20 protein-coding genes are annotated in these 17,514 nt (G+C 68.3%); 4 read left to right on the top strand and 16 right to left on the bottom strand.

Annotated features, from left to right (window positions below; translation table 11 throughout):
• Window positions 1-8: 8 nt before the first annotated feature.
• From CSC71_RS06110 to CSC71_RS06080, 7 genes are all read right to left on the bottom strand, one after another.
• Window positions 9-548 carry a DUF1543 domain-containing protein gene (locus CSC71_RS06110; RefSeq protein WP_246192027.1) on the bottom strand — a complete coding sequence of 180 codons (540 nt, stop codon included), beginning with the start codon at window positions 546-548 and terminating at the stop codon, window positions 9-11.
• Window positions 545-1,189: a LysE family translocator gene (locus CSC71_RS06105; RefSeq protein ID WP_162373514.1), complete on the bottom strand. Its 645-nt coding sequence runs from the start codon at window positions 1,187-1,189 to the stop codon at window positions 545-547. The genes CSC71_RS06110 and CSC71_RS06105 overlap by 4 nt, the downstream gene beginning before the upstream one ends.
• Complete coding sequence (locus CSC71_RS06100) at window positions 1,189-1,773, bottom strand: anthranilate synthase component II (protein WP_162373468.1); 585 nt, start codon at window positions 1,771-1,773, stop codon at window positions 1,189-1,191. The genes CSC71_RS06105 and CSC71_RS06100 overlap by 1 nt, the downstream gene beginning before the upstream one ends.
• An 8-nt stretch (window positions 1,774-1,781) precedes the next feature.
• Window positions 1,782-2,513 carry an SIMPL domain-containing protein gene (locus CSC71_RS06095; protein ID WP_162373467.1) on the bottom strand — a complete coding sequence of 244 codons (732 nt, stop codon included), beginning with the start codon at window positions 2,511-2,513 and terminating at the stop codon, window positions 1,782-1,784.
• Between the two features lie 29 nt (window positions 2,514-2,542).
• Window positions 2,543-4,021, bottom strand: a complete 1,479-nt coding sequence (gene trpE, locus CSC71_RS06090; RefSeq protein WP_162373466.1) for an anthranilate synthase component I — start codon at window positions 4,019-4,021, stop codon at window positions 2,543-2,545.
• Between the two features lie 284 nt (window positions 4,022-4,305).
• Window positions 4,306-4,995, bottom strand: coding sequence for a ribulose-phosphate 3-epimerase (gene rpe, locus CSC71_RS06085; RefSeq protein WP_162373465.1), 690 nt, complete (start codon window positions 4,993-4,995; stop codon window positions 4,306-4,308).
• A gap of 24 nt (window positions 4,996-5,019) precedes the next feature.
• Window positions 5,020-5,346, bottom strand: a complete 327-nt coding sequence (locus tag CSC71_RS06080; RefSeq protein WP_162373464.1) for a J domain-containing protein — start codon at window positions 5,344-5,346, stop codon at window positions 5,020-5,022.
• A 168-nt stretch (window positions 5,347-5,514) separates the two neighbouring features.
• Between CSC71_RS06080 and CSC71_RS06075 the strand changes: the two genes are divergently transcribed.
• Both CSC71_RS06075 and CSC71_RS06070 read left to right on the top strand, forming a co-directional pair.
• A complete protein-coding gene (locus tag CSC71_RS06075) occupies window positions 5,515-6,441 on the top strand; it encodes a phosphoribosylaminoimidazolesuccinocarboxamide synthase (protein ID WP_162373463.1) in 927 nt (308 codons plus the stop codon).
• 203 nt (window positions 6,442-6,644) lie between these two features.
• Complete coding sequence (locus CSC71_RS06070; protein ID WP_162373462.1) at window positions 6,645-7,130, top strand: Mpo1 family 2-hydroxy fatty acid dioxygenase; 486 nt, start codon at window positions 6,645-6,647, stop codon at window positions 7,128-7,130.
• A gap of 68 nt (window positions 7,131-7,198) precedes the next feature.
• Here CSC71_RS06070 and CSC71_RS06065 read toward each other — a convergent pair whose 3' ends face one another.
• From CSC71_RS06065 to hppD, 7 genes are all read right to left on the bottom strand, one after another.
• The gene (locus CSC71_RS06065) at window positions 7,199-8,056 is read right to left on the bottom strand and encodes an NAD-dependent epimerase/dehydratase family protein (RefSeq protein WP_162373461.1); all 858 of its coding nucleotides are present in this window, start codon (window positions 8,054-8,056) and stop codon (window positions 7,199-7,201) included.
• Window positions 8,049-9,278, bottom strand: coding sequence for a Na+/H+ antiporter NhaA (nhaA, locus tag CSC71_RS06060; protein ID WP_162373460.1), 1,230 nt, complete (start codon window positions 9,276-9,278; stop codon window positions 8,049-8,051). The genes CSC71_RS06065 and nhaA overlap by 8 nt, the downstream gene beginning before the upstream one ends.
• Before the next feature lie 58 nt (window positions 9,279-9,336).
• The gene (locus CSC71_RS06055; RefSeq protein ID WP_162373459.1) at window positions 9,337-10,293 is read right to left on the bottom strand and encodes a calcium/sodium antiporter; all 957 of its coding nucleotides are present in this window, start codon (window positions 10,291-10,293) and stop codon (window positions 9,337-9,339) included.
• Between the two features lie 136 nt (window positions 10,294-10,429).
• Window positions 10,430-11,029 carry a hypothetical protein gene (locus tag CSC71_RS06050; RefSeq protein ID WP_162373458.1) on the bottom strand — a complete coding sequence of 200 codons (600 nt, stop codon included), beginning with the start codon at window positions 11,027-11,029 and terminating at the stop codon, window positions 10,430-10,432.
• 94 nt (window positions 11,030-11,123) lie between these two features.
• Entirely contained in the window at window positions 11,124-12,428 is a 1,305-nt protein-coding gene (gene hmgA, locus CSC71_RS06045) for a homogentisate 1,2-dioxygenase (RefSeq protein ID WP_162373457.1), read from the bottom strand.
• On the bottom strand, window positions 12,415-12,837 hold the full coding sequence (locus tag CSC71_RS06040) for an endonuclease domain-containing protein (protein WP_246192024.1): 423 nt from the start codon (window positions 12,835-12,837) through the stop codon (window positions 12,415-12,417). The genes hmgA and CSC71_RS06040 overlap by 14 nt, the downstream gene beginning before the upstream one ends.
• Before the next feature lie 53 nt (window positions 12,838-12,890).
• Window positions 12,891-13,988, bottom strand: coding sequence for a 4-hydroxyphenylpyruvate dioxygenase (gene hppD / locus CSC71_RS06035; RefSeq protein WP_343037674.1), 1,098 nt, complete (start codon window positions 13,986-13,988; stop codon window positions 12,891-12,893).
• A gap of 113 nt (window positions 13,989-14,101) precedes the next feature.
• On the opposite strand from hppD, the gene CSC71_RS06030 reads away from it, so the two are divergent.
• Window positions 14,102-14,575 (top strand): MarR family winged helix-turn-helix transcriptional regulator, encoded by a 474-nt coding sequence (locus tag CSC71_RS06030; protein WP_162373456.1) that lies wholly within the window; start codon window positions 14,102-14,104, stop codon window positions 14,573-14,575.
• 12 nt (window positions 14,576-14,587) lie between these two features.
• Here CSC71_RS06030 and CSC71_RS06025 read toward each other — a convergent pair whose 3' ends face one another.
• Window positions 14,588-15,436, bottom strand: a complete 849-nt coding sequence (locus tag CSC71_RS06025) for a helix-turn-helix transcriptional regulator (protein ID WP_162373455.1) — start codon at window positions 15,434-15,436, stop codon at window positions 14,588-14,590.
• Window positions 15,437-15,561: 125 nt separating this feature from the next.
• Between CSC71_RS06025 and CSC71_RS06020 the strand changes: the two genes are divergently transcribed.
• Window positions 15,562-15,942 (top strand): VOC family protein, encoded by a 381-nt coding sequence (locus CSC71_RS06020; RefSeq protein WP_162373454.1) that lies wholly within the window; start codon window positions 15,562-15,564, stop codon window positions 15,940-15,942.
• 58 nt (window positions 15,943-16,000) lie between these two features.
• Here the strand turns inward: CSC71_RS06020 and CSC71_RS06015 are convergent, their stop codons facing one another.
• Window positions 16,001-17,497, bottom strand: a complete 1,497-nt coding sequence (locus CSC71_RS06015; RefSeq protein ID WP_162373453.1) for a peptide MFS transporter — start codon at window positions 17,495-17,497, stop codon at window positions 16,001-16,003.
• Window positions 17,498-17,514: the final 17 nt, after the last annotated feature.

Here is a 17,514-nt window from a genome sequence, read left to right as displayed (position 1 = left end):
TTCGGGTATCAGGAAATCACCAGGTAGTCGCTATGGTACGCAATGCCGGCGTGGGGGCCTTCGACCAGCGTCACGTGGCGACCGCCGGCCACCTCGACCGGGATGCAGTCGTCCACCCCGTACAGGGCGTCCTTGTGCGGCAGCATCCAGCCGGCGTCCGCCCGCGCCTTGCCCTTCGCCTTGGCATCGGCCGCGTCGCCGGCGACCACCAGCAGGTAGGCGTGCGCTTCGCCGAACACGCCCTTCTCGTAGCCGCCGAGATTGACGAAGAACAGTTTCGGCGAACCGGCCGGTGGCGGCGCATCGGAGAAACGCACCTGCCAGCCGTCGACGCCGTCGACTTCCATCCACGAATCGACGTGCGCGCCGCGCGGTTCGCCGAACCATTGCGCGCGCAGCTGCGGGTAGGTCGATTCGAGCGTGTCGCCGATGGCGAAGGCGACGTCGTGCAGCTCGACCCGGGCCTTCGGGTGGGTGCCGCCGAGCATCACGACGAAGAGTTTTTCGTTCGCAGCCATCTCGATGCCCGCGTTGCCAGCCTTGCTCATGCGCCCGGCCTCGCCGCCAGGGCCAGCCGTGCGCTGAAACCGATGAACAGCACGCCCGCCATGCGATCCAGCCAATGCATGCCCCGCGCGACCACCCGGCTGCGTCGCGTCCAGCCGGCGAGCAGGACGTAGCCGAAGTTGACCGGCAGCGAATTGACGATGAACACCACGCCCAGGAAGGCAAAGGCCAGCGTCTTGTCGTGGGCCGACGGCGCGATGAACTGCGGCACGAAGGCGAGGAAGAACAACGCGACCTTGGGGTTCAGCACGTTGGTCAGGAAGCCGCCCGCGAAGACCTGCCGCAACGAGCCGGCAGCGGCCTCGCGCACCGGCGCTTCCACCGCCGCGGGCGGCGACGGCGATCGCAGCAGACGCAGGCCGACCCACAGCAGGTACAGCGCGCCCGCCCATTTGACGACGTTGAACAGCGCGGCCGAGGTCGCCAGCAGCGCCCCCAGGCCCAGCGCCGCCACCGCCACGTGCACCAGGCAGCCGACGCTGATGCCGGCGACGGCGATCGCACCGGCCCTGCGCCCGGACCGCAGCGACTGGCTCACGATGTACAGCACGTCGGGGCCGGGCGTGAGGTTGAGCAGCCAGCCGGCAAGCATGAACACCAGCAATTGCGCGGGTTCGATCATCACGATGTGCGCTCCAGGAAGTTCTTCAGCAGGGCGTGGCCGTGCTCGGTGAGGATCGATTCGGGGTGGAACTGCACGCCTTCGACCGGGAATTCGCGGTGGCGCAGGCCCATGATCTCCTCGAAGCTGCCGTCGTCGTTCTCGGTCCATGCGGTGACTTCGAGCGCATCGGGCAGCGAGGATTTCTCGACCACCAGCGAGTGGTAGCGGGTCGCCTCGTAGCCGTCGGGCAAACCGGCGAACACGCCCTTGCCTTGGTGGCGGATGTGCGAGGTCTTGCCGTGCATGATGCGGCCGGCGCGGATCACCTTGCCGCCGTAGGCCTGGCCGATGCTCTGGTGGCCGAGGCAGACACCGAGGATCGGCGTGGTGCGGCCGAGGCTTTCGATCACCTGCAGCGAGACGCCCGCTTCGTTCGGCGTGCACGGGCCGGGCGAGACGACGATGCGCTCGGGCGCGAGCTTCTCGATCTGCTCCACCGTCAGCGCGTCGTTGCGCTCCACTCGCACCTCCGCGCCCAGCGCCTGCAGGTACTGGACGAGGTTGTAGGTGAAGCTGTCGTAGTTGTCGATCATCAACAGCATGATTTTGCTCAATTCAGTTCGTAGACGATGTACACGTCTTGGTCGAGCGTGATCTTGCCCTCGCGCAGAACAGCCGGCGGCGGCGGGGGCGCTGGAGCATACAAATCCGTTGCGCGGGCACCGGTCACCACGACTGACTCCAGACTCTGTGAGTACTGGAGATTCAGGCCCTGATTCGAGATGTTCTGCACTGCACCCAACTTTCGACCGACGCCAGTCGCCATTACCTCCGCCGTCTTCCTTGCATTAGCAATCGCGCTATCCAGCAATTCGCGACGAAGCTCATCTGCACGCGACGTCTCGAACTTGGCCGTCTGGATTCGCAAGGCGTTCGATTTTGGCAAGGCCGAAATGAACTCATTCAACTTCGCCAACGAATGGAATCTGACCTTGATTTCCCGCTCATAGGTATTGCCCTGAAATACCTGTTTGTCTGCGTCGTCGTCCCATTTGTATTCCGGGGAAATCTCCAAGTTGGAAATCGTGACATCATCGTCTTTGACTTTCATTTTTTCGGTAACGGCAAGGATATCCCTGGCCAGGGACTCAATTTTCTGCTGCGTAGCCGCAGCGTCCGTGCTGGTTTCTTTCAGCGTCAATTCAACCGGGAAAATATCCGGCACCACGTCCATCTTTGCTTCGCCATGCACGGCGATAAACGGCCGATCAGCCGGCGCCTGGGCCTGCAAGGAACCAATAATCGCAAGCAGACCTGCTGCGACTGCAATCCTACTTTTCATGGAAGTTCCCCTTTCGGTTAGAGTTTTCATCACAACCCCTTCGCCGCTTCGGCCACCGCGCGGAACAGCGCCCTGCCCTTGTTCATCGTCTCGTCCCACTCCTTCTCCGGGTCGGAGTCGTAGACGATGCCGGCGCCGGCCTGCACGTGCAGCTTGCCGTCCTTGATCACCGCGGTGCGGATCGCGATGGCGGTGTCGGCGTCGCCGTGCCAGCCGATGTAGCCGATGCTGCCGGCGTAGACGTTGCGCTTGATCGGCTCCAGCTCGCGGATCACTTCCAGCGCGCGGATCTTCGGTGCGCCGCTGACCGTGCCGGCCGGGAAGGTCGCGCGCAGCACGTCGGCGTAGCTCAGGCCGGGAAGCAGTTTCCCGGTCACCTCGCTGACGATGTGCATCACGTGGCTGTAGCGCTCGATCACGAAGCTTTCGCCGACCCGCACGCTGCCCGCCTCCGACACCCGGCCCACGTCGTTGCGGCCCAGGTCGATCAGCATCAGGTGCTCGGCGCGCTCCTTCGGATCGGCCAGCAGTTCGGCTTCCAGCGCCAGATCCTCTTCATGCGTCCTGCCGCGCGGACGGGTGCCGGCGATCGGGCGCACCGTCACCTCGCCGCCCTGCAGGCGCACCAGGATCTCCGGCGACGAACCGACCACCTGCATGTCGCCGGCGTCGAGGAAATACATGTACGGCGACGGATTCAGCGCGCGCAACGCGCGGTACACGTCGACCGGGCGCGCGGCGAACGGCACGCTCAGGCGCTGGCTCAGCACCACCTGGAACACGTCGCCGGCGCGGATGTATTCCTTCGACTTCTCCACCGCGGCGATGAAGCCCTCGCGGGTGAAGCCGGAGACGAAGTGGCTTTCGTCGAGCACGTCGCGCGCGATCGGCGCGGGATAGCCGGCGCCCGGCGCGCGCAGCTTGGCGACCAGCGCGTCGAGCCGCGCCTGCGCCCTGTCCCACGCGTCCGCCTCGCGCGGATCGGCGTGCACGACCAGGTACAGGCGGCCCTTGAGGTTGTCGAACACCGCCAGCTCTTCCGACAGCATCAGCAGGATGTCGGGCGTGCCGAGCTGGTCGGGGTTCGGGTCTGCGGCGAGTTTCCGTTCGATGTATTCGATGCACTCAAAGCCGAACCAGCCGACCAGGCCGCCGCTGAAGCCGGGCAGCCCTTCCAGTTCCGGCACCACGTGCGCGGCGCGCAGCGCCTCGACTTCGGCGAAGGGATCGGCGACCTCGCGGCTTTCGACCAGCCGGCCGCGGTCGCGGATTTCCAGCGCGTGGCCGCGGAAGGTGGCGACCCGGCGCGCCGGCAGGCCGATGATCGAATAGCGGCCGAAGCGCTCGCCGCCCTCGACCGATTCGAACAGGTAGGTGTGCGGCGCGTCGGCCAGCTTCAGGTAGACCGACAGCGGCGTGTCCAGGTCGGACAGCACCTCGCGGACGACGGGGATGCGGTTGTACGTGCCTTCAGCGGCGTGGCGCTGGAACTGTTCCTGCGTGATCAAGATGGCTTTCCTTCCGGGATGCGGGGGCGTGGCAGACGACGGCAACGGGCCACCATCGCCAGGACCGGCGAGCGGAAGGAAGATCGCGGGAGAGCGTCTGCGGGATCACGGGGCCCCACTTTAACCGATCCGGCGGCCTTGTGCGGGAGCGGGCCATGCCCGCGACTGCGGAACCCTCCGGGGCGGCGCAGCGTGGAAGGCCATGGCAGGGACGGCGCGCGCGGGCGGGATCGGCCTGCGGCATTGCGGGCGATGGCGGCAGCCCCCTTCCTTTCGTTTGCAACTTATCCGCAGGCCGCCGCCACTTCCGCGCGCATCTTCGCGATCACCGCCGCATAGCCTTCCACATTGGAGCCGGGGGCATTGAAGATCGCCGAGCCGGCGACGAAGGTGTCGGCGCCGGCCGCGGCGATCTTGCGGATGTTGTCGGCCTTCACGCCGCCGTCGATCTCCAGGCGGATGTCCTTGCCGGTGGCGTCGATCTTCTTCCGCACCGCGCGCAGCTTGTCCAGCGCCGACGGGATGAAGGCCTGGCCGCCGAAGCCGGGGTTGACCGACATCAGCAGCACCAGGTCGAGGTCTTCCAGCACCCAGTCCAGCACGTCGACCGGCGTGGCCGGGTTCAGCACCAGCCCGGCCCGGCAGCCGTGCGACTTGATCAGCTGGATGGTGCGGTGGACGTGCGAACTGGCCTCGGGGTGGAAGCTGATCACGCTGGCGCCGGCCTCGGCGAAGTCCGGCACGATGCGGTCCACCGGCTGCACCATCAGGTGCACGTCGATCGGCGCGGTCACGCCGTGCTTGCGCAGCGCCGCGCAAACCATCGGGCCGATGGTCAGGTTCGGCACGTAGTGGTTGTCCATCACGTCGAAGTGCACCCAGTCGGCGCCGGCCTTCAGCACGTTGTCGACTTCCTCGCCGAGCCGGGCGAAGTCCGCGGAGAGGATGGACGGGGCAATGATGCAGTCGGACATGGGATTCCTTCGGTTCGTGGCAGCTCAGCGCCGGCGCAGCTTCTTGATCCGGTCGTAGGCAGCGTTGAGTTCGCGCGATTTCGCCTCGGCCCGGGCGCGCAGTTCCGGCGCCGCGCCGGCCAGCCGGTCCGGGTGGTACTGCGAAATCAGCCGGCGGTAGGCCTGGTCGATTTCGGCGTCGGTGGCGTCGCTGGTCAGGTCGAAGGCGCGGTACGGGTTGTCCTTCGACAGCTTGAACCAGTCGCTGTCGAAGGCATGGCCGAGCAGCAGCCCGATCAGCCCGCCCAGCGGGTGCCGCAGCAGCAGCCAGCCGGCCACGAAACCCAGCAATTTGCCGTACCAGCGCGTCATCCGCCGCTCTCGCCGAAAATTCGCCGCAATTCTACGGCACAGGGCGCCCGCGCAGTCGTACACTACGCGGCCCGCTGTCCCGCGGGCCGCCTTCACGGGCCGCTCGATGAGTCTCCCGCCGCCCGCACGGGCCCCGTGGACAGCAGTCATCGCAGTCCAGGAGTACCCGTGTCCACGACGTTGCTCGAATCCGACCTGCCCGGCCTGACCCTGCGCCATCGCGGCAAGGTGCGCGACGTGTTCGACCTGCCGCGCGAACGCCTGCCCGCCGACGCGCCGCCGGGGGACTACCTGCTGATGGTCGCCACCGACCGCCTTTCCGCATTCGACGTGGTCCTGCCCGACCCGATCCCCGGCAAGGGCGAGATGCTGTGCCAGATCTCGAATTTCTGGTTCGCCAGGACCGCCCACCTGCTGCCCAACCACCTGACCGGCATCGACGTCGCCAGCGTGCTGCCGCAAGGCGTCGACGCGGCGCTGTACGCCAAGCGCGCGGTGGTGACGAAGAAGCTCAAGCCGGTGCCGGTGGAGGCGATCGCCCGCGGCTACCTGATCGGCAGCGGCTGGAAGGACTACCAGCGCACCGGCAAGGTCAGCGGCATCGAACTGCCGCAGGGCCTGCGCCAGGCCGAACAGCTGCCGGAGCCGATCTTCACCCCGTCGACCAAGGCCGCGGTCGGCGACCACGACGAGAACATCGACTTCGACACGATGGTCCGCACCATCGGCGCCGAACTGGCCGAAAAGGTCCGCGACGCGACCCTGCGCATCTACCAGTTCGCCGCCGAGTACGCGGCCCAGCGCGGCATCCTGCTGGCCGACACCAAGTTCGAGTTCGGCACCGACGCCGACGGCCGCCTGTACGTGATGGACGAGATGCTGACCCCGGACTCGTCGCGCTACTGGCCGGCGGAGCAATACGAAGTCGGCACCAGCCCGCCAAGCTACGACAAGCAGTTCGTGCGCGACTACCTGGAGACGCTGGACTGGAACAAGACCGCGCCCGGCCCGAAACTGCCGGCGGAGGTCATCGCCCGCACCCGCGCCAAATACGCCGAAGCGCTGCAGAAGCTGGCGGGCATCGGCATCGACTGAACGGCGCTTCTCCCCCTCCCTTCGCAAAAGGGGAACCGGGGGGGGTTCCGTTTCCGTCGCCCCGCGCGGATCCTTCCGTTGTCCGCCGCGCGAACGCCCGTTCGCTTTCGCCAGCAGGGGCAGGGGTCCGCACCGCGGCGCAAAATGCCGCGCTGCGGTGGCTGCGTTATCCTCGACGCCAGTGAATCCCCGGGAGGGAGGGAATGAACGCGACCGCCGGACGCCCCATCGACCGCTTCTTCGCCAACTACTCCAACGACCACCGCAACCCGACCAATCAGCTGATCCACACGGTCTGCGTGCCGGCGATCCTGTGGTCGGTGATCGCGCTGTTGTGGTGCATCCCGGTGCTGGGCAGCTGGTTCAAGCCGGGCGTGTGGGCGGCGCTGGCGATGTTCGCCGCGTGGATGTACTACTACCGGCTGTCGCGCCCGATCGGCTTCGGCATGCTGGTGGTGTTCTTCACCATGGCCTGCATCTGCCGGCTGGTCGCGATGGCGTACGGCACGGGCACGCTGCTGTGGGCGGCCATCGCGGTGTTCGTGGCGGCGTGGATCGGCCAGTTCGTCGGCCACAGCAAGCTGTTCGAGGGCCGCAAGCCCAGCTTCTTCACCGACCTGACCTACCTGCTGATCGGCCCGATCTGGGTGCTGGCCAAGTTCTACCGCAAGATGGGCTGGAAGTACTGATCGTGCAGGAGCGGCGTGAGCCGCGACCCGTATCCGCTATCGGGAAAGCATCGCGGCTCACGCCGCTCCTACAGACCGAACATTTCCCGGGCCGGCGCGAACGCGCGCGGCGCGTAGCCGAAGTCGCGGCGCGCCGGTTCCGCATCGAACACCAGGTCCTCGCGCATCCGCGCCACCGCCGCGTCGCCGAGTTCCTGCAGCTTGCCGAGCCTGCGCGCCGCCGACAGCGCCAGCGCGAACAGCGGCGCCGGCACTTCCCGCAATCTCGGCGGCGGATCGAGCGCCGCCAGCGTGCGCGCGACCATCTCGCGGTAGGCCAGCGCCTCGCCGCCCGGCAGCGCGTAGCCGCGGCCGAACGTCGCGGGCCGGTCGAGCACCGCCAGCGCGGCATCGGCCAGGTCGTCGACGTGCACCGGCTGGCGCAGGCCGTTCGCGCCGCGCGGCAGCACGAAGAAACCGGCCCTGCCCGCCAGCCGCGCGATCCGGGTCAGCGTGCGGTCGCCGCCCGCGCCGTAGACCAGCGTCGGCCGCAGCAGCGTCGCATGCGCACCACGCGCCGCGGCCGCTTCGAACAGCGATCTTTCGGCGTCGCCCAGCCGGCGGACGAGGTCGCGTTCGCATGGATCCCGCGAATCGCGCTTGGTTTCGAGGCTGGTCGAACCGAACGCGACCACGCGCGGCGCATCGATCCGCGACGCCGCGAACCACGCCGCGAAGCGGTCCAGCGGCCCGAGGCTGAAAATCGCGTCGACCCGCGGCGGCAATGGCGGCATGTCCGCGAAATCGCCGCGCAGCCAGGTCGTCCCGTCGTTGTCTTCGTGCGCCTGTCGCGACAACGCATGCACGTGCCAGCCTTGCGCATGCAACCGCGCCCGCACCGGCACGCCGATCTGGCCGCTGCCGCCGAAGACCAGCGCCTCAGCCATTTGCGGTCGTGGTCGGTTTCAGCACCAGCCGCAGCCACAGCCAGCCGAGCGCGGCCGAGACCGTCGAGCCGCCGAGGATGCCCAGCACCGCGGCTTCGCCGAGTTGCGGATGGCTCGCGCCATAGGCCAGGTTGGCGACGAACAGGCTCATCGTGAAGCCGATGCCGCACAGCACGCCGAGGCCGAGCAGCGCCTTGAGGTCCATGCCGTCGGGCAAACGGGCGATACCTGACGCGCGGGTCAGCAAGGCGGTGCCGACGATGCCGACCGGCTTACCGAGCAGCAGGCCCAGCGCCACGCCCAGCGGCAGCGGCGCCAGCGCATCGCCGGCCTGCATTCCCCGCAGCGACAGGCCGGCGTTGGCGAAGGCGAACAGCGGCAGGATCGCGTAGGCGACCCACGGGTGCAGCGCGTGTTCCAGCTGCTCCAGCGGGGAATTCTCCGACGGCGATGCGGCTTCGCCGCCGTTGCGGTTGCGCAGCGGGAACATCAGGCCGGTGACCACGCCGGCCAGCGTCGCGTGCACGCCCGACTTCAGCACGAAGTACCACGTCGCCGCACCGAGGATCAGGTAGACCGCCAGGCTGGCGACGCCGCGCCAGTTCAGCAGCAGCATCAGGCCCACGCTGGCGCCGGCCCAGGCCAGCCAGTGCATGGCGAGGTCGTGCGAGTAGAAGACCGCGATGATCAGGATCGCGATCAGGTCGTCGACGACCGCGATCGTCGACAGCAGCAGCTTCATCCCCAGCGGCACGCGCGGGCCGAGCAGCGCGAGCACGCCGAGGGCGAAGGCGATGTCGGTGGCGGTGGGCACGGCCCAGCCGCGCATCGCGACCGCGTCGCCGTGGTTGATCGCCGTGAACAGCAACGCCGGCACCGCGACGCCGCCGGCCGCGCACAGCACCGGCAGCAGCATCTGGTCGAAGCGCGACAGTTGCCCGCTCAGCGCCTCGCGCTTGATCTCCAGCGCCACCAGCAGGAAGAACACCGCCATCAGCGCGTCGTTGATCCACCATTCGGCGGATTCGACCATCGCGAAGCCGCCGACGCTGAAGCCGAGCGGGAAATGGCGGAAGGCCTCGTAGGCGTCGTGCCAGCGGGAGTTGGCCAGCAGCAGCGCCAGCGCCGCGGCGAGCATCAGCACGATGCCGCCGGCGGCCTGCAGGCGGAAGAATTCGCGCAGCAGTTGCAGCGCGCGGTTGACGGGGCGGATGCGGCTCATCGGGCGATTATAGGGTCGCGCCCTCCCCCGGCATTCCCGCCTCCGCGGCGGCCGCCGCTCAGCCGCGGATCGTGGCCAGCTCGAACGCGATCCACGCCAGGAACGCGACGGACAGCACCGCGCCTTCCCAGCGCTTGATCCTGAGGTCGCCGCGCAGCATCGGGTACAGCATCAGCGCCAGCACCATCGCCGCCGGCAGTTCCAGCCTGACGAACGACGCCGGCAGCGCTAGCGGACCGTGCGCCGCGGCCATGCCGCCGACGATCACCAGCAGGTTGAACAGGCTGGAGCCGATCACGTGTCCCAGCACCATGTCGCCCGAGCCTTTGCGCGCAGCGGCGATCGCGGCGGCGGCTTCCGGCAGCGCGGTGCCGATCGCCACCGGCAGCAGGCCGACCAGCAGCGGCGACCAGTGCAGGCCGGCGCCGATGTCCGTCGCGGCGCCGACCACGAACTTCGCCCCGTAGAACAGCAGGGCCGCGGCGACGGCGAAGCGCAGCAGGTTCATCCACAATACGACGCGGGTGGATGCGTAATCGGCGACCTGCTGGCGCACCTCGGCGGTTTCGCCGCCGCCGCGCGCCAGCAGGAAGGCCAGCAGTGCGACGAAGGCCAGCAGCAGCGCGACGCCCTCGATGCGGCCCACCGCGCCGTCCAGGCCGAACACGATCAGCGCCAGCGTCGCCATCACCAGCAGCACCAGCAGCGGCGACAGCAGGCGCATGCGCACCAGCAGCGGCGCGGCGACGGCGGCCAGGCCCAGGCTCAGGCCGAAGTTGGCGATGTTGCTGCCCACCGCGTTGCCCAGCGCCAGCTCCGGCTGGCCCTTCGCGATCGCGTAGGCATTGACGAACAGTTCCGGCAGCGAGGTGCCGAAGGCGATCAGCAGCAGGCCGGCGACGAATGGCGACGCCCCCAGCTTCTGCGCCAGTCCGGACGCGCCCTTGACGATGCTGTCGCCGCCCAGCGCCAGCAGTACCAGTCCGAGTACGAAGAATCCCCAGGCTTCCAGCATGTCCGTCCCTCCCTAGCGTCCCGGCGGATTCTAGCCACGTTCGCGCGCCGCCGGCCAGCCGCAGCAAACCAGCCGCGAAGGTTGGCGGAGGAACGACGCCGGCATCGGAGGCCGCCGCCGCCCGGGCGGCGCAGGCTCAGGAACAGCCTTCGATGTAGTCGACCTGCGGCGGCACGCCGACGCGCCATTCGGTGACCTTGCCGTTCGCGTCGGTTTCGAACACCAGCCTGCCCGGCGCCGCATCGCCGGCAACCGACAGGTAGTGCCCGCCCTCGACGTACTTGTGCGGCATCGGACTCAGCGCATTGCCGTACAGCCGCTGCAGTTCGGCCGCGCTCATGCCGATCCTGCCCCCACCGGGCGCGGCGATCTGCCCGGAAGCGACGTCGATGCGCACGAACTTGCCGCCCTCGATCATGAAGGCGATCTTGTAACCCTGTTTCGCCTGCGTGGCGGGGATCAGGTAATGGCAGCCGCCCGGCTCGGACGGCGCGGCGTCGCCGAGGTCGCCGCCCCAGGCCATGCGTACTTCCTCGGCGCTCGCACCGAACTCCGCCGGGCCGAAGCCTTCGAAGCCGATCGTGCCTGCGGCCGGCAGGTCGACGCGCAGCGAACCGCCCGGTGCCGCTGCCGGCTCGGGCTCGGGCGCGGGCGTCGCCGCGGCCGGTCCGGACGCTGGCGGCGCCTTGCAGGCGGCGAACAGCAACGCGAGCGCGACGATCGGTGCCTGGCGCATGTTCGGTCTCCCGGTGGATCGGCGGCGAGTATGCACGGCCGGTGTCGACGCCGCGAGAAATGCGCGGCGGCCCTTCGACTCCGCGGCGCCGCCGCTACGCTCCGGGCGAGCGGAAGTGCTTCTCCAGGCCGGCCCAGCAATCCTGGTAGTCGCGCTGGCGATGCGGCGCATCCAGCGCCTGCCGGGTCGGCCGGATCGCCGCGCGCGTTTCGAACATGAAGGCCATCGTGTCGGCGATCACGTCGGGCTTCGACAGGTCGGCGTTGCTCGCCTTCTCGAAGGTGGCGGCGTCCGGTCCGTGCCCGATCATGCAGTTGTGCAGCGACGCGCCGCCGGGCGCGAAGCCCTCGGCCTTGGCGTCGTACACGCCATGGACCAGGCCCATGAACTCGCTGGCGATGTTGCGATGGAACCACGGCGGGCGGAACGTGTCCTGCGCCACCAGCCAGCGCGGCGGGAAGATCGCGAAGTCCAGGTTGGCGGTGCCGTGCGTGTCGCTGGGCGAGGTCAGCACGGTGAAGATCGACGGATCCGGATGGTCGTAGCTGATCGAACCGATCGCATTGAAGCGGCGCAGGTCGTAGCGGTACGGCGCGTAGTTGCCGTGCCAGGCGACCACGTCGAGCGGCGAGTGGTCGATGCTGGCGCGCCACAGCCGGCCCTGGAACTTGGCGACGAGCTCGAACTCGCCTTCGGCGTCTTCGTACGCGGCCACCGGCGTTTCGAAATCGCGCGGGTTGGCCAGGCCGTTCGCGCCGATCGGGCCGAGGTCGGGCAGGCGCAGCAGCGCGCCGAAGTTCTCGCAGACGTAGCCGCGCGACGGGCCATCCGGCAGGTCGACGCGGAAGCGCACGCCGCGCGGGACCACCACGATCTGCTGCGGCTCGACGTCGACCACGCCCAGTTCGGTGGCGATGCGCAACCGGCCCTGCTGCGGGACGATCAGCAGTTCCGCATCGGCGTCGTAGAAGTAGCGGCCCTGCATCGACTTGTTCGCCGCGTACAGGTGGATGCCGACGCCGGTCTGCGCCGCCGCGCCGCCGTTGCCGGCGACGGCATACAGGCCGTTGACGAAGTCGGTCGGCGTTTCCGGGATCGGCAGCGGGCTCCAGCGCAACTGGTCCGGCGGCACCGGACCGTCGCCGAAATCGTTGTGGAACTTGTCCTGTTCGAACGGCTCGAACGCGCCGTGCATCGCCGCCGGGCGGATCCGGTACAGCCAGCTGCGCCGGTTCTGCCCGCGCGGCGCGGTGAACGCGGTGCCGGACAACTGTTCGGCGTACAGGCCGTGCGCGGCCTTCTGCGGCGAATTGCGCCCGACCGGCAGCGCGCCGGCGACGGCCTCGGTCGCGAACTCGTTGCCGAAGCCGGTCATGTAGCGGTTTTCAGTCGTACTCATGAGCATCGTGCCTTTGAGCCCCTCTCCCGTCGGGAGAGGGGTTGGGGTGAGGGTCCGGTTTCCCGGCCAAGTTCCAGATCGCGTCTACCACCGCTTCTGTCTGCAGCAGGACATCATGATCCCAGAAACGCTGGACGCACCACCCTTGCGTCTCCAGGTACCGGGTTCTCGCCGCGTCCGTTTCCAGCGTGTGCTGCGACCCGTCCAGCTCGACTATCAGTTTCTTCTCGACGCAGCAGAAATCGGCGATGTACGGCGGTACCGGATGCTGGCGGCGGAATTTCAGGCCAGCGAGTCGTCCTCCGCGCAGGTGCTGCCACAGTTTGTGCTCGGCATCGGTCGACTCCCTGCGCAATCGACGGGAGTTTTCGAGCGTACCGCTCGGCAACGGTGGTTTGACTATCGTCACTTCGCCGTACCCTCATCCCAACCCTTCTCCCGGAGGGAGAAGGGCTTCGACACTTACAGCACGCCGCGGCGCATCTGGTCGCGCTCGATGCTCTCGAACAGCGCCTGGAAGTTGCCTTCGCCGAAGCCTTCGTTGCCCTTGCGCTGGATGATCTCGAAGAAGATCGGCCCGACCGCGTTCTGGGTGAAGATCTGCAGCAGCTTGCGCTTCTTCGTCTCCGGGTCGGCGTCGATCAGGATGCGGTTCTTCTTCAGCCGCTCCACATCCTCGCCGTGCTCGGGGATGCGCTGGTCGATCACCTCGAAGTAGGTGTCCGGGGTGTCGAGGAACTCGACCCCGGCCGCACGCATCTTCTCGACCGTGTCGTAGATGTCGTCGGTGAAGCAGGCGATGTGCTGGATGCCCTCGCCGTGGTAGGCGTCGAGGTACTCGTTGATCTGCGACTTCGGGTCGGACGACTCGTTCAGCGGGATGCGCACCATGCCGTCCGGCGCGGTCATCGCCTTCGACAGCAGCCCGGTCTTGGCGCCCTTGATGTCGAAGTAGCGGATCTCGCGGAAGTTGAACAGCCGCTCGTAGTAATCCGCCCACTTGGCCATGTTGCCGTGGTACAGGTTGTGGGTAAGGTGATCGATGAAGGTCAGGCCGTAGCCCTTGGGCATCATCTCCGCGCCCGGCAGCCATTCCCAGTCCGGGTCGTGGATGGTGCCCTTGTCGTCGTAGCGGTCGACCAGGTACAGCATGCAGTCGCCGATGCCCTTGATCACCGGGGCCGCGACCGCCTTGGTCAGTTCGTCGGCAGCGTCGAAGGCCTCCGCCCCGTTCTTCAGGGCCTGCACGCGCGCCCATTCGGCCAGCTTGTTGATGCGGATCGCGAAGCCGCAGGCGGACGGGCCATGCTTGGCGGCGAAGCGCGCGGCGAAGCTGTCGGGGTCCTCGTTGACCAGGAAGGTGCAGTCGCCCTGCCGGTAGTTGGTGATCGGGCGCGTGCGGTGGCGGGCGACCGGGACGAAGCCGAGCTTGCGGAAGTAGTCGTGCAGCGCGGCGCCCTGTCCGGCCGGGGCGGCGTATTCGACGAACTCGAAGCCGTCGATGCCCATCGGGTTGTCGAAGGTGACGGCTTGCATGCCCTGCGGGGGATATGCGCTCATGGGGTTTCTCCTGCAATATCGCGGACGGTCCGCCCCGAGGGCGGGCCCGGCGAATGGATTTCGTACCCTCCTTTATAGTTTCAGCTGAAACCAACCACAAGTAGCAGCGCAACATGAACCAGCCTGCCCACCCGCCCGTCCAGTCCGATTTCGATCTCGACCGGCTGTTCTCCTACCGCCTGAGCGTGCTGTCCAACCGCATCAGCGGGGCGATTTCGCGCGAATACCACCGCCGCTTCGGCCTGGCGATCACCGAGTGGCGGGTCATGGCGGTGCTGGGCCGCTTCCCCGGGCTGTCGGCCGGCGAGGTCTCGGCACGTACCGCGATGGACAAGGTGGCGGTCAGCCGGGCGGTGGCGCGGCTGCTGGAACGCGGCCTGATCCAGCGCGAGATCCACGACGACGACCGCCGCCGCTCGGTGCTGGCGCTGTCGACCGAAGGCGTGCGCGTACACGACGAAGTCGCGCCGATGGTGATGGAATACCACCAGCGCCTGTTCGAGTCGTTCACCCCCGAGGAACGCGCCGTGCTGGACAAGCTGCTGGACAAGCTGGCCGGCGACGGCGTGAAGCGGATCGAGGGCTGACGCCCGCCCCGCCTAGGCCGGTGCGGCGCGACGCGCGGCGTGCGGCCGGCGCGCGCGGTAGTCGCCCGGGCTCGCGCCCATGACCCGGCGGAAACGGCGATTGAAGGTCGACAGGTCGTTGAAGCCGCATTCGCCGGCGATCGTCGCGACCGGTTCGGCGGAAGCGCGCAGGCGCAACGCCGCGCGATGCAGGCGCAGGCGCAACACGAACTGGTGCGGGCTCAGGCCCACGACCTGGCGGAACACGCGCAGGAAGTGGTAGCGGCTCATCGCCGCTTCGTCGGCCAGTCCGGCCAGCGACAGTGCTTCGCCCGCCATCGCCTCGATCCGGCGCAACGCGCGGGTCACGCGGCGCTCGTCGCGCGCGCTGGGACCGCGCATCGCCGGCCGCGCGTCCGCCAGCGTCGCGACCACGGCATCGGCCAGGCACAACGCCGCTTCCTCGAGCGCCGGCGCGTCGGCATCGTCGCGCGCGGCCTCCGCTTCGGCCAGCAACGGCTGCAACTCCGCCAGCGGCGGCAGGCTGGCCACCGCCAATGCGGCGCGGCGCGCGCCCGGCACCGCGGCCACGATCCGTTCGAACAGCGCCGGCGCGTACTGGAACGACAGGCAACGGTCGCCGGCCGCGTGTTCGTGGCCGCATTCGAAGCAATGCCCGGGATTGCCCAGCAGCAACGCGCCGGGAGCCAGCAGCGCGCGGCCGGCGCTGCAGCGGTACTGGAACGAGCCTGCGCTGACGATCGCGATGCTGAAACCCGCGTGCCGTTCCTCGAACGGCCGGTCGCGCGGCCCGGCGTCGCAGACGACGTCCTGGACGCGCCAGCCGTCGGCGGAAGCGAGTTTGCGCACGAGCATGGCCATGCCCGGCAAGTTAGCAACTTTTCCCAAGCCGCGCCGCTGCCGGACGCCTACAAAGCCGTACCGCCAGTCGGATCGCGTTCGACGCGCGCGAGTCCGCCCGGCCCGACGACCCAGGAGAAAAAACCATGCTCGACCATGTTTCCATCGGCGTGCGCGACCTGCACGCGGCCAAGGCCTTCTACGACGCCGCGCTGGCACCGCTCGGCTATGCCTGCCTCAGCGAAGGCGACGACTCGCTCGGCTACGGCCGCGACAACGTCGTGTTGTGGCTCAACCGCAGCGCGCGCCCCGTGCCGGCCGATGCCGAATCGGGCCTGCATTTCTGCTTCGCCGCGCCGACCCGCGCCAGCGTGGACGCGTTCCACGCGGCGGCATTGGCCATGGGCGGCCGCGACAACGGCGCGCCGGGCCTGCGCGCCGACTACGATCCGGACTACTACGCGGCCTTCGCGATCGACCCCGACGGCTACCGGCTCGAAGCGTATTGCGGCAAGCCGGCGGCCTGAGCGCGCGCAAGAAAAACCCCGCCGGAGCGGGGTTTTTCTTCACGACGGGCATGGGCGCTTACTTCACGCCATGCATCAGCTTCTGGATCAGCGGTGCGATCAGGAACAGGATCACGCCGCCGCCCAGCAGGATCCAGAAGCCCTGCGTGTAGCCCGCGTGCGCCGAGGCGACGGTCATGCCGGTCTCGCCGCTGACGTGGCTGGCGAAGATGCCCGACAGGTTGTTGCCGATGCCCGTCGACAGGAACCAGCCGCCCATCGCGAAGCCGACCAGCTTCACCGGCGCGAGCTTGGTGGTCATCGACAGGCCGATCGGCGACAGGCACAGCTCGCCCACCGACTGGATCACGTAGACCATGAACAGCGTCCAGAACGGGATCAGGCCCGCGGCGCTCACCAGGCTCGACAGCGCGAACATCAGCAGCAGGAACGCCAGGCCGTTGAAGATCAGGCCCAGGCCGAACTTGCGCGGGATCGACGGGTTGGCCTTGCCCATCCGCATCCACAGCCACGCCAGCACCGGCGCGACAGTGATGATCGCCAGCGAGTTCACCGACTGGAACCAGCCCACCGGGAAGATCCAGCCGCCGAAATCGCGGTTCACGATCTTGTCGGCGAGGAAGTTGAACGAGCTGCCGGCCTGCTCGAAGAAGCACCAGAACAGCACGTTGAACACGAAGATGATCAGCATCGCGATCGCGCGGTCGCGCGCGACCGGGCCCTCGCGGAAGCCCTCGACCAGGATCATGCCGCACAGCACCAGGAACATCGCGCTGAGGATCCACTGCAGCGTCGCCGCGTCGATGGCAAGCAGGAAGTAGTACACCGGCACCGAGGCCAGCACGAACAGCAGCACCCACAGCACGCGCGACTTGTTCTCGGCGCCGGCGAGCGGGCGGCCGATCGTACCGAGCTGGCGGCGGCCGAACCAGAACCACACCAGGCTCAGCAGCATGCCGATGCCCGAGGCGATGAACACCACCTTGTAGGCCGGCATCGCGTCGGTGCCGAACACCTTGTCGGAGAACCAGCCGGTCAGGATCGGGGCGATGAACGCACCGGCGTTGATGCCCATGTAGAACAGGGTGAAGCCGGAATCCCGGCGCTGGTCCGTCGGCGCGTAGAGCTGGCCGACCATCGCCGAGATGTTCGGCTTGAACAGGCCGTTGCCCGCGATCACCGTCGCCAGGCCGACATGGAACACGGTCTGGTCCGGGTAGGCGATCATGAACAGGCCGGCGGACATCACCACCGCGCCCAGCAGGATCGAGCGCTGGTAGCCGATGACGCGGTCGGCGATGTAGCCGCCGATGATCGCCGCGGCGTAGACCAGCGCAAGGTACGCGCCGTACACGCGGCTGGCGGGCGCTTCGCCCTCGCCGGACCCGGCGTAGAACGCCTGCACGATGTACAGCGTCAGCGCCCAGCGGATGCCATAGAACGCGAAGCGTTCCCAGAACTCGGTCATGAACAGCATCCACAACGGACGCGGATGACCCATCGTTTGCTTGAATTCCGGGATTGCGCCCGGCGCGGAAGCTGCGGTACCGCTCATGCGGTTTCCCCCTCAAA

Source organism: Pseudoxanthomonas sangjuensis (genome assembly GCF_010211755.1).
GTDB classification, from domain to species: domain Bacteria; phylum Pseudomonadota; class Gammaproteobacteria; order Xanthomonadales; family Xanthomonadaceae; genus Pseudoxanthomonas_A; species Pseudoxanthomonas_A sangjuensis.
Note: the sequence above shows the minus strand (reverse complement) of the source record. Positions and strands in the feature narration are given on the sequence as shown.

Excerpts from the sequence above, each read along its gene's own strand:
- CSC71_RS06110 (WP_246192027.1), bottom strand. The coding sequence starts at position 548 with ATGAGCAAGGCTGGCAACGCGGGCATCGAGATGGCTGCGAACGAAAAA.
- CSC71_RS06105 (WP_162373514.1), bottom strand. The coding sequence starts at position 1,189 with ATGATCGAACCCGCGCAATTGCTGGTGTTCATGCTTGCCGGCTGGCTG.
- CSC71_RS06100 (WP_162373468.1), bottom strand. The coding sequence starts at position 1,773 with ATGCTGTTGATGATCGACAACTACGACAGCTTCACCTACAACCTCGTC.
- CSC71_RS06095 (WP_162373467.1), bottom strand. The coding sequence starts at position 2,513 with ATGAAAAGTAGGATTGCAGTCGCAGCAGGTCTGCTTGCGATTATTGGT.
- rpe (WP_162373465.1), bottom strand. The coding sequence starts at position 4,995 with ATGTCCGACTGCATCATTGCCCCGTCCATCCTCTCCGCGGACTTCGCC.
- CSC71_RS06080 (WP_162373464.1), bottom strand. The coding sequence starts at position 5,346 with ATGACGCGCTGGTACGGCAAATTGCTGGGTTTCGTGGCCGGCTGGCTG.
- CSC71_RS06070 (WP_162373462.1), top strand. The coding sequence starts at position 6,645 with ATGAACGCGACCGCCGGACGCCCCATCGACCGCTTCTTCGCCAACTAC.
- CSC71_RS06065 (WP_162373461.1), bottom strand. The coding sequence starts at position 8,056 with ATGGCTGAGGCGCTGGTCTTCGGCGGCAGCGGCCAGATCGGCGTGCCG.
- nhaA (WP_162373460.1), bottom strand. The coding sequence starts at position 9,278 with ATGAGCCGCATCCGCCCCGTCAACCGCGCGCTGCAACTGCTGCGCGAA.
- CSC71_RS06055 (WP_162373459.1), bottom strand. The coding sequence starts at position 10,293 with ATGCTGGAAGCCTGGGGATTCTTCGTACTCGGACTGGTACTGCTGGCG.
- CSC71_RS06050 (WP_162373458.1), bottom strand. The coding sequence starts at position 11,029 with ATGCGCCAGGCACCGATCGTCGCGCTCGCGTTGCTGTTCGCCGCCTGC.
- hmgA (WP_162373457.1), bottom strand. The coding sequence starts at position 12,428 with ATGAGTACGACTGAAAACCGCTACATGACCGGCTTCGGCAACGAGTTC.
- hppD (WP_343037674.1), bottom strand. The coding sequence starts at position 13,988 with ATGAGCGCATATCCCCCGCAGGGCATGCAAGCCGTCACCTTCGACAAC.
- CSC71_RS06030 (WP_162373456.1), top strand. The coding sequence starts at position 14,102 with ATGAACCAGCCTGCCCACCCGCCCGTCCAGTCCGATTTCGATCTCGAC.
- CSC71_RS06025 (WP_162373455.1), bottom strand. The coding sequence starts at position 15,436 with ATGGCCATGCTCGTGCGCAAACTCGCTTCCGCCGACGGCTGGCGCGTC.
- CSC71_RS06020 (WP_162373454.1), top strand. The coding sequence starts at position 15,562 with ATGCTCGACCATGTTTCCATCGGCGTGCGCGACCTGCACGCGGCCAAG.
- CSC71_RS06015 (WP_162373453.1), bottom strand. The coding sequence starts at position 17,497 with ATGAGCGGTACCGCAGCTTCCGCGCCGGGCGCAATCCCGGAATTCAAG.